The 15,109-nt window shown below is 51.8% G+C and carries 16 protein-coding genes; 11 read left to right on the plus strand and 5 right to left on the minus strand.

Annotation, left to right across the window (positions count from 1 at the left end; all coding sequences use genetic code 11):
* Window positions 1-206: 206 nt before the first annotated feature.
* Window positions 207-2,765: a diguanylate cyclase domain-containing protein gene (locus HQN87_RS20260; RefSeq protein WP_173137047.1), complete on the plus strand. Its 2,559-nt coding sequence runs from the start codon at window positions 207-209 to the stop codon at window positions 2,763-2,765.
* Between the two features lie 244 nt (window positions 2,766-3,009).
* Window positions 3,010-3,690 carry a succinylglutamate desuccinylase/aspartoacylase family protein gene (locus HQN87_RS20265; RefSeq protein ID WP_173137050.1) on the plus strand — a complete coding sequence of 227 codons (681 nt, stop codon included), beginning with the start codon at window positions 3,010-3,012 and terminating at the stop codon, window positions 3,688-3,690.
* Between the two features lie 10 nt (window positions 3,691-3,700).
* Here the strand turns inward: HQN87_RS20265 and HQN87_RS20270 are convergent, their stop codons facing one another.
* Together HQN87_RS20270 and HQN87_RS20275 are read right to left on the minus strand one after the other, a co-directional pair.
* A complete protein-coding gene (locus HQN87_RS20270) occupies window positions 3,701-4,438 on the minus strand; it encodes a hypothetical protein (RefSeq protein WP_173137052.1) in 738 nt (245 codons plus the stop codon).
* Window positions 4,407-5,153, minus strand: a complete 747-nt coding sequence (locus tag HQN87_RS20275; RefSeq protein WP_173137054.1) for a hypothetical protein — start codon at window positions 5,151-5,153, stop codon at window positions 4,407-4,409. Before HQN87_RS20275 ends, HQN87_RS20270 begins: the two co-directional genes overlap by 32 nt.
* Window positions 5,154-5,313: 160 nt before the next feature.
* On the opposite strand from HQN87_RS20275, the gene HQN87_RS20280 reads away from it, so the two are divergent.
* From HQN87_RS20280 to HQN87_RS20290, 3 genes are read left to right on the plus strand one after another with little or no spacing between them, the layout of a single operon-like run.
* Window positions 5,314-5,694 carry a GntR family transcriptional regulator gene (locus tag HQN87_RS20280; RefSeq protein ID WP_173137056.1) on the plus strand — a complete coding sequence of 127 codons (381 nt, stop codon included), beginning with the start codon at window positions 5,314-5,316 and terminating at the stop codon, window positions 5,692-5,694.
* The gene (locus tag HQN87_RS20285) at window positions 5,691-6,563 is read left to right on the plus strand and encodes an ABC transporter ATP-binding protein (protein WP_173137058.1); all 873 of its coding nucleotides are present in this window, start codon (window positions 5,691-5,693) and stop codon (window positions 6,561-6,563) included. Before HQN87_RS20280 ends, HQN87_RS20285 begins: the two co-directional genes overlap by 4 nt.
* Window positions 6,556-7,194, plus strand: coding sequence for an ABC-2 transporter permease (locus tag HQN87_RS20290; protein WP_173137060.1), 639 nt, complete (start codon window positions 6,556-6,558; stop codon window positions 7,192-7,194). Before HQN87_RS20285 ends, HQN87_RS20290 begins: the two co-directional genes overlap by 8 nt.
* Window positions 7,195-7,282: 88 nt before the next feature.
* On the opposite strand, the gene HQN87_RS20295 is transcribed toward HQN87_RS20290, so the two are convergent.
* Window positions 7,283-7,642 (minus strand): ribosomal protein L7/L12, encoded by a 360-nt coding sequence (locus tag HQN87_RS20295; protein ID WP_173137062.1) that lies wholly within the window; start codon window positions 7,640-7,642, stop codon window positions 7,283-7,285.
* Between the two features lie 207 nt (window positions 7,643-7,849).
* Between HQN87_RS20295 and HQN87_RS20300 the strand changes: the two genes are divergently transcribed.
* Window positions 7,850-8,812: an NADP-dependent oxidoreductase gene (locus HQN87_RS20300; protein ID WP_173137064.1), complete on the plus strand. Its 963-nt coding sequence runs from the start codon at window positions 7,850-7,852 to the stop codon at window positions 8,810-8,812.
* On the opposite strand, the gene HQN87_RS20305 is transcribed toward HQN87_RS20300, so the two are convergent.
* On the minus strand, window positions 8,809-9,414 hold the full coding sequence (locus tag HQN87_RS20305) for a TetR/AcrR family transcriptional regulator (protein WP_173137066.1): 606 nt from the start codon (window positions 9,412-9,414) through the stop codon (window positions 8,809-8,811). The two genes, HQN87_RS20300 and HQN87_RS20305, sit on opposite strands and share 4 nt — an antisense overlap.
* 63 nt (window positions 9,415-9,477) lie before the next feature.
* Here HQN87_RS20305 and HQN87_RS20310 point away from each other — a divergent pair, with 63 nt between their 5' ends.
* The gene (locus HQN87_RS20310) at window positions 9,478-9,675 is read left to right on the plus strand and encodes a hypothetical protein (protein WP_173137068.1); all 198 of its coding nucleotides are present in this window, start codon (window positions 9,478-9,480) and stop codon (window positions 9,673-9,675) included.
* Window positions 9,676-9,711: 36 nt separating this feature from the next.
* Here the strand turns inward: HQN87_RS20310 and HQN87_RS20315 are convergent, their stop codons facing one another.
* Window positions 9,712-10,497, minus strand: coding sequence for a helix-turn-helix domain-containing protein (locus HQN87_RS20315; RefSeq protein WP_173137071.1), 786 nt, complete (start codon window positions 10,495-10,497; stop codon window positions 9,712-9,714).
* A 165-nt stretch (window positions 10,498-10,662) separates the two neighbouring features.
* Here HQN87_RS20315 and HQN87_RS20320 point away from each other — a divergent pair, with 165 nt between their 5' ends.
* The 4 genes from HQN87_RS20320 to HQN87_RS20335 all read left to right on the plus strand — a co-directional run bounded on the left by HQN87_RS20320 (window position 10,663) and on the right by HQN87_RS20335 (window position 15,106).
* Window positions 10,663-12,441, plus strand: coding sequence for a glycoside hydrolase family 2 protein (locus HQN87_RS20320; RefSeq protein WP_173137073.1), 1,779 nt, complete (start codon window positions 10,663-10,665; stop codon window positions 12,439-12,441).
* Between the two features lie 124 nt (window positions 12,442-12,565).
* Window positions 12,566-13,039, plus strand: coding sequence for a C40 family peptidase (locus tag HQN87_RS20325; RefSeq protein ID WP_173137075.1), 474 nt, complete (start codon window positions 12,566-12,568; stop codon window positions 13,037-13,039).
* A 134-nt stretch (window positions 13,040-13,173) separates the two neighbouring features.
* The gene (locus tag HQN87_RS20330; RefSeq protein WP_173137077.1) at window positions 13,174-13,599 is read left to right on the plus strand and encodes a MarR family winged helix-turn-helix transcriptional regulator; all 426 of its coding nucleotides are present in this window, start codon (window positions 13,174-13,176) and stop codon (window positions 13,597-13,599) included.
* Between the two features lie 121 nt (window positions 13,600-13,720).
* Window positions 13,721-15,106, plus strand: coding sequence for an MFS transporter (locus HQN87_RS20335; RefSeq protein ID WP_173137079.1), 1,386 nt, complete (start codon window positions 13,721-13,723; stop codon window positions 15,104-15,106).
* Window positions 15,107-15,109 lie beyond the last annotated feature (3 nt).

Raw genomic sequence — 15,109 nt, forward strand, 5'->3', positions numbered from 1 at the left:
AATCGTCTCATTACGGTCACCTCGGAGTAGTGAATAACCATAGTATACATTATTATACAGTAAGTAACGAGGAACCGCATGGAATCCGGCAACCTTACTTGAGCGGAGTAACCTGCCTGATTGTGAATGAGGCCCAAAGTAAGATAGAATAAACCTACGTGTAAATAGGCTTATAAATCATTTACTTCATGGGAGGTCCCACACATATGGCAGATTTCAAAGCACAGAATGAGAATGATCCGCTCAACCGGACCTTGCTGAACGACGAGGGACTGGACCCGCTGAATCCGCTGGATCTGGATAACTGTGAGAAGGAGCCGATCCATATCCCGGGACTTATTCAGCCGCATGGTGTACTGCTGGCCGTAACTCAGGACACAGGCAATCTTATTGTCCAGGCCAGCCTGAATACGGACGTACTGCTGGGCACCGCTTCTGAAGCCCTGCTGGGTACCCCGATGGCTAACCTCGTAGGCCAAGACCAGCTGGACATGCTGCTGGAACGCAGTGTGAATGCGAAGGAGACAGCAGATCTGCAATATATTGTCTTACAGATTGAAGTTGCCGGAGAACTACAGGATTTCTTCTGCATCCTTCATGAGAGTGAAGGCCTGATGATTGTTGAGCTGGAGCCTGCTTCCATAGATCAGAGCGACAGCGCCAATGATTTCGACTGGATCCGTACGTTCTTCGGACGGCTGAAGCAAACGGCGAACCGGCTTGAAGCCAGCCAGGCCGCTGCGGAGCAGGTGAAGGAGATGCTGGGCTATGACCGGGTGATGATCTATGAATTCGACGAGCAGTGGAACGGCAAAGTGATCGCCGAAGCGAAGGAAGAAGGGCTGGAGCCGTTCCTGGGACATCATTATCCGGCCTCTGACATACCGAAGCAGGCGCGTGAGCTCTATCTGCGCAACTGGCTGCGGACCATTGTAGATGTTAACTATGTTCCGGTTCCGATCCTCCCGGTGCTGCAGCCGCTGACCGGTAAGCCCCTGAACCTCAGCTTGTCCATCCTCCGCAGCGTTTCTCCGCTTCATATCGAGTATCTGCAGAATATGGGGGTTGGCGCAACCACCACAATCTCTCTGATTCAGAATAATCAGCTATGGGGACTGATTACCTGCCATCACCATTCTCCCAAATATGTGCCTCACCGCATCCGCAACCTCTGCAATTTCCTGGGGGCTTTCTTCTCCAGCGAACTGTATCGGCGCCAGCAGCTGGATAGCTATCAGACGGAGCTGGAGCTTCGGACTAAGGCGATGCGGATTGTCGATATATTTACTGTGAACACCAGTTCTACCCGTGTCATTGAGCAGCTTGGGGAGGAAGAACAGACGCTGCTGGATCTGATGGAAGCCTCCGGTGCAGCGGTGTGTTACCAGGACAAGCTCATGCTGTATGGAGCAACCCCATCGCAGGAGCAAGTGCGGGAGCTGGCCGGCTGGTTTGCCGGCCAGGCCAAGGACTACACCTATTGCACTTCCCGGCTAAGCCTGGAGTACGAACCCGCCAAGGCCTACAAAAATATAGCCTCCGGTGTCATCTATCTTGCCCTGACTCCAGGAGACCAGAATTATATGATCTGGTTCAGACCGGAAGTCGTGGAGATTGTGGACTGGGCCGGAGACCCGGCCAAGGCTGTCATTCAGGAGAAGGATGGGATGCGTCTGTCTCCCCGCAAGTCTTTTGAGAAATGGCGGCAGGTGGTTCAGTCCACCTCCCTACCCTGGAGGGAGCAGCATCTTAATATTCTGCCTCAGCTCAAATCCATTCTGCGCGGACAGACCGAGAACCAGCTGCGTCAGGCAGAGGAGCAGGCTCTGCAGAATGCCCGCAGCCTCCGCCATAATGAACAGCGGTATTTGCAATTGATGGAGCTGTCCCCGGTAGCCTTCTTTATGATCACCGGTGATGTTATCACCTACTGCAATAACCGTGCTCAAGAGCTGATGGCAGGGGAGCAGGGCAACACCCTGACAGGGGAGCAGGGCAACACCCTGACAGGGGAGCCGTTCCTGAACTATGTGCAGGAATCCTACCGCCCCGTCCTGAAGCAGCACTTCTTGGAGCTGAGCCGGAATCCGAGCCTGTTTGTATCCAGCCGCGGCCAGTTCATGAGCGCAGACGGAGCGGCACTGGAGCTTAACCTCAGCCTGGCTTCCGTTATTCATGGCGGCAGACCGTCAATTATGGCTGTCTTAAGCCCGGGGAGCACCACGGATGCGTATGCTAGTGCTACCACGAAGCTGCGTAGTTACCTGACCACCGATTCGCTTACCGATCTGCCGAACCGGCAGGCGCTTGAGCATGAACTGGAGCAGCGCTGGTCGGCTCCTATCCACCAGCAGGAGCCGCTGCTGATGCTGTCTATTGATATTGATGACTTTCATTCGTATAATGCGGTCCACGGATTAAAGGGCGGCGATCTCTGTATTCAATCGGTAGCCGATGTGCTGAATATCATCGGCAGGAGTTATGGCGCGTTCGTCGCCCGGTTCAGCGGTGCGAACTTCATCCTGACGATGGCCGGAGCGTCTGCCGCCCAGGCAGAGCAGCTTGCTGAAGCCGTCCGCCAAGGGGTCTATGATCTGCAAATTCCCCGCGACCGATTTGAAGAGGAGGGTGTAGTCACCATAAGTATCGGCGGCTTGCTGAAGGTGCCTCAACCCTCTGACCGCCCGTCTGACTTCATTGCGAAGGCTGAGAAGGCACTCTACGCGGCGAAGTCGGCCGGGAAGAACCAGGTCGTTTTCTTTTAAAATATAAGAATTTATAGGTTTCACACGATAATTTATCCTTCTATGTCCCGCTATAACGGCTACGCTGTCCATCCAAGGACGGCGTAGCCGTTTTCAGCTTGGGGTGCTTCCTATTCGTCCAATCCCCTGAAGGTAATCCGCATACATTACAGAATGATGCAATATGCATCGCCGTATTTCATGGTTCTTCCGGTTTGGGTAGAATGATGAGTGCGGTATCAGTGAGGGCGGAGGTGAAACGTAAATGTCTGTCGAGAAGCATATGCTGGCAGCAGGGACTCCCTATGCCACACCTTATTATGTGATAAGCAGCGGAATCCCCGGTCCTGTATTTATGATCATCTCCGGCGTTCATGGCAATGAACCGGCGAGCAGCCGTGCTGCCCAGGGGATCGCCAGCCGGTTCAGCCGGGGTGATATGGCTCTGCGCGCAGGGAGGCTGATCATCGTCCCGCTCGTGAACCAGAACGCACGGCGTAAGGGGGTCCGCGGGAAGCCCGATCTGAACCGTACCTTTCCCCGGAGACCCGGCGCAGAGGCCAAACATCCGCTGTCTGCAGCCGTATGGCAGCTTGCCTTGCGCTACAAGCCGTCCTGGGCTCTGGATCTGCATGAAGCGAACGGGCTGTCCCAGCTGAATCCGAAGCGGGTGGGCCAGAGCCTGCTCATCAGCCCGGCCAGCCGGGCGGAAGGTGTGGCGAAGCAAATTGTGAAGCGGATGAATCTGAACATTCCCAAACAAGCGTACCGCTTCAACATGAGGTACAGGGAACGTGCCGGAACTTCCCGGATGGCCTTTCAGCGCCTGCTCGGCGCAAGAGCGGTGACCGTAGAAACCTGCTGGAGCCTGGATTATGCCTTAAGGGTAAGGCTGCAGAGCGAGATTGTCTGCCATTTCCTGCGGGCGGCAGGAATGATTAGCTGAGGTCAGGCGCTCAGGATTCGCTGCGAATCTGAAATACACTTCCGTAGGACCCTTTATAGACAGGAGTGCCGAAGGCCTGCACCCAGCCGTGATACAGCCTCCCGGAGCTGCCATTCCGCACGATCACAACATCCGGATGGTCCATATTTACAATATATGGCAAATACTCGGAGAATCCGTACATGGAGCGTTCAAACGCAGTCCAGCCCATGACTCCAACCGAAGCCTTGGTGATAAAAGGGTCCTGGCGTCCGTCACAGAGCACATCCCCGCCGCGAAACATCACATATCCCGAAGATCCATAGCTGGACAGCACCTTAGGCCGGGTACCGGCAGGTGTATGCTCCAGTACATAGTTCATCTCCTCTACCGGATAATCTGCACGGACTAACTGCGGCGGCGCTGCGAAGATAGATCCCGTGTTGATCAGCAGCCCGGCTGCGAGTCCAAGCGCAATGGCCTTGTTGCCCATCTGCCGTCTGAAGCGGGCGGGAAGCGGCAGGGCTTCCAGGAAGACGGCGGCGAAATAAGGAATGAACAGCCACATGAACAGATTCTGCTTGAAATTCATTACCCCGAGATAGAGGATGCCGGTCATCACGAAGAAACGGAACGGCTTCCGGTGGAGGGAGAAGGGCAGCGTCACCGCGAAGAAGAGCAGCAGGAGCAGGATGGGCAGCTGATCAAGCCGGCTGAAGGATAGAGGCTGCCATTCATTAATCAGCAGATTGAAGTGGCTCTGCGTCACCGTGAAGATGAACAGCAGTCCCTTCAGACCCCCCCGGATTCGGCAGACCTGCCAGCAGCACAAGCAGGAAGACGGCGGTTCGCTTCCAGTCAAGCTGGCGTGCAAGCAGCGACTCCAGGGCAGCCATGCCGGTGAAGACGGCAATCACCAGCCATACACCGGTGTGCACACTGGCAACGGCCCAGGAGAAGGCAACCATTGCAGCCGCATATCCGGCCTGTGGCTTCAGCTGGTATTCCCGTAAGGCGATGAAGAACCAGACGATGAGCGGAGAAGACATGATCTGCGGCCGTCCCTTGAAATAGTTATAGTAGATCCAGCAGGAGATCAGCAGGACGAACGGGAGCAGCAGCACATGCCCCTCTTCAAGGCCCAGCTCTCTGCGGGAGACTTGTCCAAGCCGCAGCAGCCCCATGATCAGGGCGAACAGGCAAAGTCCAGTCAGCAGATAGAGACCCGGCCAGCCAAGCCATTGATAGAGCGGGGCCAGCAGGAGCTGGAACCCGGCTTCATGCGGGATATAAGGGAGCCGGTCATCATAAAAGGTATGAATCGCATGATAGAGGATCTTCCCGTGCTCCAGCATATAACGCCCGACCTCCAGATGCCAGAAGGTATCCGGGTCATTATATGAATAATCAGGCCGCATGAGCAGGATAGCAGCGGTTGCCAGCAGCCCGCCAGCGAGCGGGTATGCGGCTTTTTTGTTATACATCGTAACACTCCTTCCGTATCATCACCACTTCCCATAAGTAGACAGATCAATACGTTGCTCTAGCTGAACCGCAAATCAGGTATTGACACAACTGCGTATAGTGTATATATTACATATATACATTAGTCACAACAAACACAAAGGACGCTGATGCTGCTACATGAATATTTTGATATCCAGTACGTCCGGTGAACCGATCTACGCCCAGATTGTAGGACAGGTCCGCCAGATGATTCTGCAAGGGGAGCTGGTCTCGGGTACGCCGCTGCCGTCCATCCGCTTATTGGCCAAGGACCTGCAGATCAGTGTCATTACCACGAAGCGGGCTTACGAGGAGCTGGAGCGGGAGGGCCTGATCAACTCTGTTGTCGGCAAGGGATCATTTGTCTCGGGGGCCGATCAGGAATATATCCGGGAACAGCGGCTAAGGATTGTAGAGGGCAAGCTGAAGGACATCATTGACGAGAGCAGACTGCTGGGCATGGAGTACGCCGAGCTGGCGGAGATGCTGAAGCTGCTCTATGAGGAGGAACAGGAATGAGCGATGTAATCCAGTTAGACCATTTAACCAAGAGTTATGACCGGTTTGAGCTGCGGGATATCTCATTGACCATCAAGGAGGGCTTCATTACAGGACTGATCGGCCCGAACGGCGCAGGCAAGACTACGCTGATCAAAATGATGATGGGCATGGTCTACCCCGATCAAGGCAGTATCTCGATGTTCGGCCAGAATAACCAGCTCTCTCAGGCGGCAGCCATTAAGGAGCGTATCGGCTACGTCTCGGATGAGAGTATCTATTATGAGCACCTGACCGTCAAGCAGATGAGAGCTATCATCGCCCCGTTCTATCCCCGCTGGGATCAGGATACATATATGAAGTTCCAGGAGCTGTTCAAGCTTCCGCCCGGCAAGAAGATCAAGGAGCTGTCCAAGGGGATGAAAATCAAATTCTCGCTTGCCATCGCCCTGTCCCATGGAGCCGATCTGCTGATTATGGATGAGCCTACCTCGGGCCTTGATCCGGTATTCCGCAGAGAGATGCTGGAGCTGCTCAGCGAGCATATCCAGGATGAGAAGAAGTCGATTCTGTTCTCTACCCATAACACAACAGACCTTGACCGGATTGCCGATTACATTGTGTTTATTAATGACGGCAAGATTATTTTCAATGAGATGAAGGAGAGTCTGGGGGAGCAGTACCTCTTGATCAAAGGCGGGAAGGAGCTGCTGGACCGTGATGTGCGGCGGTGGTTCGTCGGTATCCGTGAGAATGGGCTGGGGTTCGAGGGTCTGATCAGCAACCGTGCGGAGGGCGAACGGTATTTCAAGGATACCGCCATCTGCGAGACGCCTACGCTGGAAGAGATTATGTACTATACGGTAAAAGGAAGTGAAGCACATGTATAGCTCCCTGCATCTGATCCGCAAGGACTTCATGCTTACCCGGAAATTCTTACTCCTAATGGTTCCTTATTACTTGCTTATGGGATATTTAAATGCGGAAGCTTATACGGTATTCTCCTTGTTCCCGGCGTTACTGCTGCTGATTAATTCCTGCACGATTGATATGCAGCATCATAATCAGAAGTTTCTGGTCACTCTTCCGGTACCCCGGCAGCGGCTGATTCTGGCTAAATACCTGATGCTTATTCCGTTCTCGCTGTTCAGCCTTATTTGTACCCTGGTGCTCTACGTGTTTGCTTTTAAGATAGGGAAGCTGGATGCTCCGCTGCGCTGGAGAGAGCTGGGTCTAACGACTGCTATATTTCCGCTGATTGCTTCCTTCTATTTGCCGGTCTATTACTGGCTTGGCCAAAAAGGAATGCAAATAGTGAACATGGTATTTATGCTGCTGGTTATGCTTAATTTCTCAGCATTAACAAGCTTGAGTGAAAGTTATCCAGATCTTGCGTTATGGATCAAGAGCGGCAAATTTGACAATGCTCTGCTGGTGGTCATCGGCATTCTGGCCTATCTCGTTATCATCTATGGCTCTTATCTGCTCTCATTGCGGATTTTTGTGAAAAAGGATATATAGCCCGCTGCTCTGAACAGGCCGCAGCACAAAAATGACCTCAGCGCCCACATCCCCGTGGAAGCCTGAGGTCATTTCCTTGTCTCTCCATTCAGCGGAACGTTCCGCCTTGCTCCAGAGACTCTACGAAGTCCTTGGCATCCTTCAGGGACAGATTCCGCGCTTCACGCATCACCTTAATCGCCTGAATCTTCTTGCCTTCGGCAATCAGCAGACGGATTCTCCGCTCCAGATCCGGGGCAATCTCCGGGTTCTGTACAAACATGGGGGTCGGAATATCGGTTGTTCTGCTGCTGGCCTGAACGGACGGTCCTCCGTAAGTGTCTCTTTGGGCCAGCCGGGATTCCAGCTCATGTACACGCCGCTTCAGGCTAAATACACTTAACATGAGCAATAACGCAAGCACCAGGGCCAGAATAGCAATGAGATCCATCGTCTCCATATTATCCATAGGGTTTGCTCCTTTCATGAACAGGTAATCTGCGAGGGTGCCGGTGCTACTATACACTACTACCCGCCAGGGAGAAGAATGAACACTTCAGACTCCATTGTTGATTGTATCCCCAAGGCCGGAACCCTACAATTGGTTACATAGAATAGTTGACGCGTTGTACAGACGGGGACGCTAGTTCTCACACCACCTGGAGGAGAGATGGAAATGAACCAGAACACACAGAACACATTTATGAAGGCCATTCGGATACATCAATTTGGAGGAATCGGGGAACTACGCTATGAGGAGGCGCCTATTCCTGCTCCGGCGGCCGATGAGATTCTGATTAAGGTGGCCGCAAGCGGCTTCAATCCGGTAGATGTCAAAATCCGCATGGGTTATCTGCAAGCCTTCTTCCCGCATCATTTCCCCTATATTCCGGGCATTGAGGTCTCGGGTATTGTGGAAAGAGCGGGCGAAGCGGTTACGGAATTTCAAGCAGGCGATAAAGTGTATGCGGCTCTGGATATGTCGCAAGACGGCGGAGCTGCCGAATATGTGGTCACCAAGGCGCAGTATGCGGCTCTGGCACCGGCTTCACTGGAGCTGGCGGATGCTGCCGCTCTCCCGGTAGGGGTGTTAACTGCATGGCAGGGATTATTTGAACATGGCAACCTGCCCGCAGGCGGGCGTGTGCTGATTGCCGGAGCCGCAGGCGGAGTAGGTTCCTATGCAGTGCAGCTGGCCAAGCTTCATGGTGCGTATGTAATCGGCACTTCCTCTGCGGCCAGTATACCGATGCTGCAGGAATTGGGGATTGACGAGATCATCGACTATACCCGGGAGAGCGTAACGGAGAAGCTGAATACGAAGGTGGATCTGATCCTGAATCTGTCCCCGGAGAATACGGAGGAGCTTAACACATGGCTGCCGCTCTTGAAGGAGGGAGGTGCACTAGTCTCTGCGGTCAATCCGGCAGACGAGCAGCTGGCGGCGCAGCTTGGCGTAAGAACCCATCAAATTTACGGTCATGCGGATCGTGAGCAGATGACCCGGATGGCGGCTCTGGTGGATGAAGGCAAGCTTAAGCTCCAGATTACCGCAAGGCTGCCGCTTGCCGAGCTGGCCTCAGCACATGCGATGAGCGAGGCCGGCAAGATTCGCGGCAAGGTGCTGATTACCATCTAACTCCTTCTTACCAGCTCTGGTTGCATAAATAAGATCCGGATATAGATGACGGACAGCTCATCCGGTGTATAAGGCATCCCGCTGCGCAGCCATTCTTCCGTAATCCCGAGAAATATCGAGGCGGAATGCGCAGCGAGATACTCTGGAGGAATCTCGGGATGCTCTGCAAATACACCGTTGACCTCCAGCTTCCGGTAGAAGCTGCGTCTGATGACCTCCTTGAATTGCCCCGGGAATCCCGCCTCTCCTTTAGCCCCGAGGAATAATCCGATCCGTTGTCCATGCTGCTGCAGGTATTCGAAGATGTGCACCAGCGGCGGGTAAGGGGCTGAATTCAGATAGTGCTCTAACATCTCGGCATGTACGATTCTCACAACCATAATCTGCTCCAGGCCGGTCAGAATCTCGCTCTGCAACTGCTCCAGCAGATCATATTTATCTGTAAAATGCAGATAGAAGGTTCCCCGGTTAATATGTGTCCTTTGCGCCAGATTGCGTACACTCACCTTATGGAAGCCCTCTTGCTCCATCAGCTGGAGAAAGTTCTCTTCGATTAAAGCCCTGGTTCCCGCTGTTATCATCTCGTGTATTTTACCGGTCATGCTGCTTTCGCCTCTTCCGTTAGTAATTTATGGTGTATAATGGTGGAAAAGGGAGGCGATCTGATGTCTGAATTCTCTAATAGCGGTGGACCACCCCCCATCCAATCGAATGATCCCGGCGGGCACAAGGCCAACCATGACGTCAATGTGCAGAAGCTTCATGCCGAAGGACCTCCGGGTTTCTGGCGGCAGATATCCGATTTGGTTATCGCAGTCGCGGTTATTGCCATTTTCATTGTTGTGATCATGTGGATCTTTTGATGAGCTTTTCCCAAATTAGCGGCTGTCCCGAACGGTTTATAGGGTTCCGGGATATCCGCTTTTTGGTTCGCTCTGGGGCCTTCCTCGATATTCACTTGGAGTCTGCCCCGCGAATCTCTTGAATTGCCGCATAAAGTGTACATCATTCTCATAGCCGCAGGTGGCGGCAATCTGGCTGATCGAGTGCGTCGTGTTCTTCAGCAGATAAGAGGCATACCCCAGCCGGTTACGGATGATATCGTTCACCACCGGCAGCCCGAAGAACTGCTTGTAGATCTGCTGGAAATAGGACTTGCTCATGTTCATTCGCTCGGCCAGGTCTTCGACAGAATACCAGGTTGAGGGCGAGCTGAGCACTTCATTTCTCATGTTCAGGAAGTCGTCATAGTATTTGCTGATCTGCTGGCGGGATTCCACATGATGCCTGATATCGCTAAGCTTCATGAACAGGCAACGGATGATGGAGTCTATAATCTCATGACGGAAGGTGCCGTTCTGCAGATTCTCCCAATGCAGCTCATTTACCTTGCGGGAGATATAAAGAGGGTCACGGGCCTTCATTAAGGTATCCAGCGGAAGCTTCAACCGGCCGAAGAACTCATCCGCAGCCTCCAGCTCGAAATGGAACCAGTCATGCACCAGCGGAGCTTCGGCGTCCTTGTAGGAATACGGGCTGGTTCTGTTATAGATAATAAAGGTATTCGGTTCAGCTAACAACGTCAGTGCTTGAATCCTCAATTCCATTCTGCTCCGAAAGAATACGAAGACGTAATCGCCGGAGCCTTCCGGGCGGTCAATCGTCATGCCCTCCGGATGAATCACATTAGAGCCGCACCGCTTCAGGGATATCACAATTATTTCCGCCTTTGGATTAGAGAATAGATCAGTCAATAGATAGGATAAATCATTTTCTTTCTTGAAGCAAGGGAGTACTCTGTGATAGTAAATATAGAGAATACTTCAGTTACGAGAGAGAGGATTCCCAAGATGACTAGAGCGACGACGAAATTCTATATTCCGGGCTACCCGAGACCCCAGTTTGTCCGCAGCCAGTGGCTGGATCTGAACGGCGAATGGGATTTCAGCTTCGATGATAACAAGGCAGGCGTGGCTGAACGCTGGATGGACCATTTTCCGGCCACACACACGATTAACGTTCCCTTCACCTATGAAACAGCGGCAAGCGGCATCGGTGAGGAGACCTTCCATCCGCAGATCTGGTACCGTAGGAAGCTGATTCTGTCACCGGCAGCGGAAGGGAAGCGGACCATCCTTCATTTTGAAGGCGTGGATTATCAGGCGGTCTGCTGGGTGAACGGCGGCTTCGCGGGGGAGCATGAAGGGGCATATACCCGGTTCTCTTGCGATATTACCGATCTGCTGAATGCGGACACCGAGAACGAGATTGTGCTGATGGTGATAGACAGCGACAGTTGTCTGCAGCCCCGGGGGAAGCAGCGCTGGGCCGGCCGGAACCATGATTCGTTCTATGTGCAGACAACAGGTATCTGGAAAAGCGTCTGGCTGGAGCATGTCCATGCCCTCCGGCTGGAGAAGGTCAAAATGACCCCGGACATTAACCGCCAGATGATCCGGTTCGATTACAGCGTGCATGGTCTGACAGATTCCGCTGATCTCCGGCTGGAGACTGAAATTACATTTAAGGGCGAGCGGGTAACCAGCTTTAGCCTTTCTGCAGATAGACCTTCGCTCACAGTGGAAGCCAGCATGACGGGCGGCATTAACGGACCTTGGCTGCAGAACCTGTGGTCACCGGGCCATCCGAACCTGTTCGACGTAGAGTTTGTGCTGTATGCAGGCGAACAGGAGATGGACCGGGTGGGCTCTTATTTTGGCATGCGCAACATTTCGATCCGGGACGGCCAGATTCTCCTGAACAATATCCCGTTGTACCAAAGGCTGATTCTGGACCAGGGCTACTGGCCTGACACTCATCTGACTCCTCCGTCTGAAGAAGCACTGGTGGAAGATATTGAAACGATGTTGGAGATGGGCTACAACGGCCTGCGCAAGCATATGAAGGTGGAGGACGCCCGCTTCCTGTACTGGTGCGATGTTAAGGGGCTATTGGTCTGGTCTGAAATGGCAGCGGCTTATGAATTTAACGACGAAGCTATGGAACGTTTCACCAGGGAATGGCTGGAGGTTGTGCAGCAGCAGTACAATCATCCCTGTATCATTACCTGGGTGCCTTTTAACGAATCCTGGGGTGTACAGAATATTCTTCATGATGTCCGGCAGCAGAAATTCACGGAAGGCATTTATCATTTGACCAAATCTATTGATCCCTATCGTCCGGTAATTACGAATGACGGCTGGGAGCATACCGTGTCTGACATTCTGACCCTGCATGATTATGTGGAGCGGGGCGAAGCGTTATACACTAATTATAAGGATAAGGACTCTATTACGGGCGGCAGCGGCACGTATAATGAATGGAAGTTTGCTTTTGCAGAAGGCTACAGCTATAAGGGACAACCGGTTATGATCAGCGAATATGGAGGGATTGCCTTTAAGAGCGGGCATGGCTGGGGTTATGGTGATCAGGTGGATACGGAGGAAGCTTTCCTGGAGCGGTTCGGCAGCTTAACCCGTGCGATTCAGGAGATTCCCTTCATCTCCGGTTACTGTTATACACAGATTACGGATGTCCAGGATGAGGTAAACGGCTTACTGAGCGAAGACCGCAAACCGAAGGTACCGCTGGAGAAGATCCGGGAGATTAACCTGAAGCGTGGGATGTAAACTCTTTCAAAAATCAGTGAAGGGGTTGACGGACTAAGAATATTACACTATCATTCATATTAGTTACAAAAAATTAATATTTGTCAGGCGGCATGAGCCGGCAAGAAAGGAGACTGAGTTCTTTTTGAAGAAAGGTATCGTATGGCTTCTGGGTATTGTACTATTGTTCTCCATAGGATCTGAAAGAGCATCTGCGGATGATCGCTCCAAGCTTGACCAAGAGGTTAGTGAGGTGATGGGAACTCCTTATAAATGGGGAGGAACCAGGGTATCTGAAGGGTTTGACTGTTCCGGATTTATTTTATACATATTTGGTAAGTTCAATCTGGATCTTCCGAGAACATCCAAGTCCCAGGCATCTGCTGGCGATTATGTAGCCAAGTCCGATTTGCGGCCGGGTGATCTGGTCTTTTTCGAAACCGGGGGTAATGGAATCTCACATGCAGGAATCTATGTGGGTGACAACAAATTTGCACATTCCTCAAGCAGCAACGGGGTTACCATCACCAAGCTGTCTTCAGGCTATTACAAGGACAAATATGTTACCGCCAGAAGAATCGCTTCAGAGACTAGTTATCTGAAGATGACTGGCAACTAAATATAGGGATACACAGAGCCTCTAGACTTTCTAGAGGTTTTATTTTGTGAGTTGACACGCCAAAGAAGTGTAATTATAATGGTCGTAGCAACTATAATCACGACTACTATATAAGAGGTTAGAGGAGGTCAACCTTGGAGTTAGAACAATATATTGGTGTCAATGTGCAGCGTGCGGCACTTAAGCTGAATAATTATTATCAAAAGGTAGTCAATCCGTTCGACATCACAGTAGATCAGTGGGAGATACTAATCGTGTTGTGGGAGAAAGAAGGGATTACGCAAAAGGAGCTTGCCGAGAGGCTGTACAAGGACCAGACGAATGTCGCACGAATGCTGTTCAAGCTGGAGAAGAAGGAATTTATATATCGTGTGGTTCATGAGGCGGACCGAAGATCGTTGCGTGTGTATCTAACTCCTAAAGGACGGGAGATCAAAGAAGAGATTCTTGCCCCATCCATGGATGCCTATAACAAAACCATCCAGGGGTTATCCCAGGAGGAAGTTGACACGTTTAGAAGGGTTCTTACTGTAATCTACAATAACGTAAAAGATTTATAGCCTAAAGAAGAGACTCTCTATAATCAAAAGGAAGAGAGTTCTTCGGCTATATACTTGCTTTAGCAACTATGGCTATGACTACTATAATTGTAAAACTTATTTTTAGAAGGAGAGTTGACGGATGGAAGTATCATCAAAAGAAGCAGGGGTTTTCGACTCCAGGTATAGAGCGTTGACAATCGGAATTATTCTTGCTGTAACTACCGTTGCATTTGAAGGTTTAGCTGTGGTTACAATTGCTCCAAGCCTGGCTCAAAAATTAAACGGGCTCCATTTGTACGGCTGGATATTCAGCTCTTTTCTGTTGGCACAAATCCTGGGCACGATGATCATAGGGGCGCGGATCAACAAAAACGGCGTATTTGCCTCGTTTGGCCTATCCATACTTTTTTTTGTGATCGGCATCGTGATTGCGGCCACTTCCGTGAATATGATTACTCTGCTCATAGGGAGAGTGTTTCAAGGTTTTGGCGGAGGGGCTATCATTACATGTGTGTATTACAGCATTACCTTGGGTTATCCCGATAAGCTGAGAACGAGAATACTGGCTTTGTTTTCCGGTGCATATATTCTGCCGGCATTAATCGGCCCTTATATTGCCGGGCTTCTAGCGGAGCATATCTCCTGGAGAGTTGTTTTTTGGCTTGTGCTTCCCTTCATAGGTTTGGCTGTCATGCTGACGCTTCCGGCTTTCCGCAAATTTACAGTTAGAGAGAGCAATCCTTCCAATGGAAGCCGAAAAGAAGGTTTTGCCGTACTCCTGACTATTGGAGCGGGAATGCTGCTGGCAGGGCTAGGCTTCATAACCGACTGGAAAGGAATGGTGCTGTCGGCAGCAGGACTCATTATCATGATTCAGCCCTTGCGGAAGCTGCTGCCTGAGGGTACTTTAAGTGTCAGGAGAGGGCTTCCGGCTACGATTGCTTCCAGAGGGTTCTTTGTGGCCAGTTATAACGCGACCGAGAGCTATGTCGTCCTGGCTTTGACAGATGTGAAGAAGCTGCCTGCAGATCGGGCGGGACTAATCGTAGCTGCGGGTGCCTTAAGCTGGTCAGCGGCAGCCTGGCTTCAGTCCAAGTTAGATGCCAAAGACCATGGGACGGGCCGGAAGAAGCGGGTAACCGTGGGTATTGGACTCATGGTCATTGGAGTTGCGGCAGTCATCCTCGCGGTTAGCCTCGCCGAAGGGGGAATTGTATTTGCTGTAATTTCACAGCTCTTCACCGGATTCGGCATCGGTCTGGCACATCCTACGACTGGAGCGATTGCCCTGCAGCATACTAAGACAGGTGAAGAAGGGGAGATTGCCGCCAGCCTTCAGTTTACCGACGCCTTTAGTCCGGGACTAAGCATCGGAATCGGCGGCGCCCTCATTGCTGTTAGCCAATCCCTGAATTTGGGGCTGTTGACGGGGATTATATTGGCTTTGTCACTTCAATTGTTATTCGTTCTTGTGAGCTTTACGCTTTCCTTCCGCATTAAGCAGGCGAAGGCCGCGGATATGTGAGAG

Source organism: Paenibacillus tritici (assembly GCF_013204885.1).
GTDB lineage: Bacteria > Bacillota > Bacilli > Paenibacillales > Paenibacillaceae > Paenibacillus_AQ > Paenibacillus_AQ tritici.

What these genes read in the sequence shown, in the direction of transcription:
- HQN87_RS20280 (WP_173137056.1), top strand. Translation starts at nt 5,314, where the DNA reads ATGAATATTTTGATATCCAGTACGTCCGGTGAACCGATCTACGCCCAG.
- HQN87_RS20305 (WP_173137066.1), bottom strand. Translation starts at nt 9,414, where the DNA reads ATGACCGGTAAAATACACGAGATGATAACAGCGGGAACCAGGGCTTTA.
- HQN87_RS20310 (WP_173137068.1), top strand. Translation starts at nt 9,478, where the DNA reads ATGTCTGAATTCTCTAATAGCGGTGGACCACCCCCCATCCAATCGAAT.
- HQN87_RS20295 (WP_173137062.1), bottom strand. Translation starts at nt 7,642, where the DNA reads ATGGATAATATGGAGACGATGGATCTCATTGCTATTCTGGCCCTGGTG.
- HQN87_RS20335 (WP_173137079.1), top strand. Translation starts at nt 13,721, where the DNA reads ATGGAAGTATCATCAAAAGAAGCAGGGGTTTTCGACTCCAGGTATAGA.
- HQN87_RS20290 (WP_173137060.1), top strand. Translation starts at nt 6,556, where the DNA reads ATGTATAGCTCCCTGCATCTGATCCGCAAGGACTTCATGCTTACCCGG.
- HQN87_RS20285 (WP_173137058.1), top strand. Translation starts at nt 5,691, where the DNA reads ATGAGCGATGTAATCCAGTTAGACCATTTAACCAAGAGTTATGACCGG.
- HQN87_RS20300 (WP_173137064.1), top strand. Translation starts at nt 7,850, where the DNA reads ATGAACCAGAACACACAGAACACATTTATGAAGGCCATTCGGATACAT.
- HQN87_RS20320 (WP_173137073.1), top strand. Translation starts at nt 10,663, where the DNA reads ATGACTAGAGCGACGACGAAATTCTATATTCCGGGCTACCCGAGACCC.
- HQN87_RS20260 (WP_173137047.1), top strand. Translation starts at nt 207, where the DNA reads ATGGCAGATTTCAAAGCACAGAATGAGAATGATCCGCTCAACCGGACC.
- HQN87_RS20265 (WP_173137050.1), top strand. Translation starts at nt 3,010, where the DNA reads ATGTCTGTCGAGAAGCATATGCTGGCAGCAGGGACTCCCTATGCCACA.
- HQN87_RS20275 (WP_173137054.1), bottom strand. Translation starts at nt 5,153, where the DNA reads ATGTATAACAAAAAAGCCGCATACCCGCTCGCTGGCGGGCTGCTGGCA.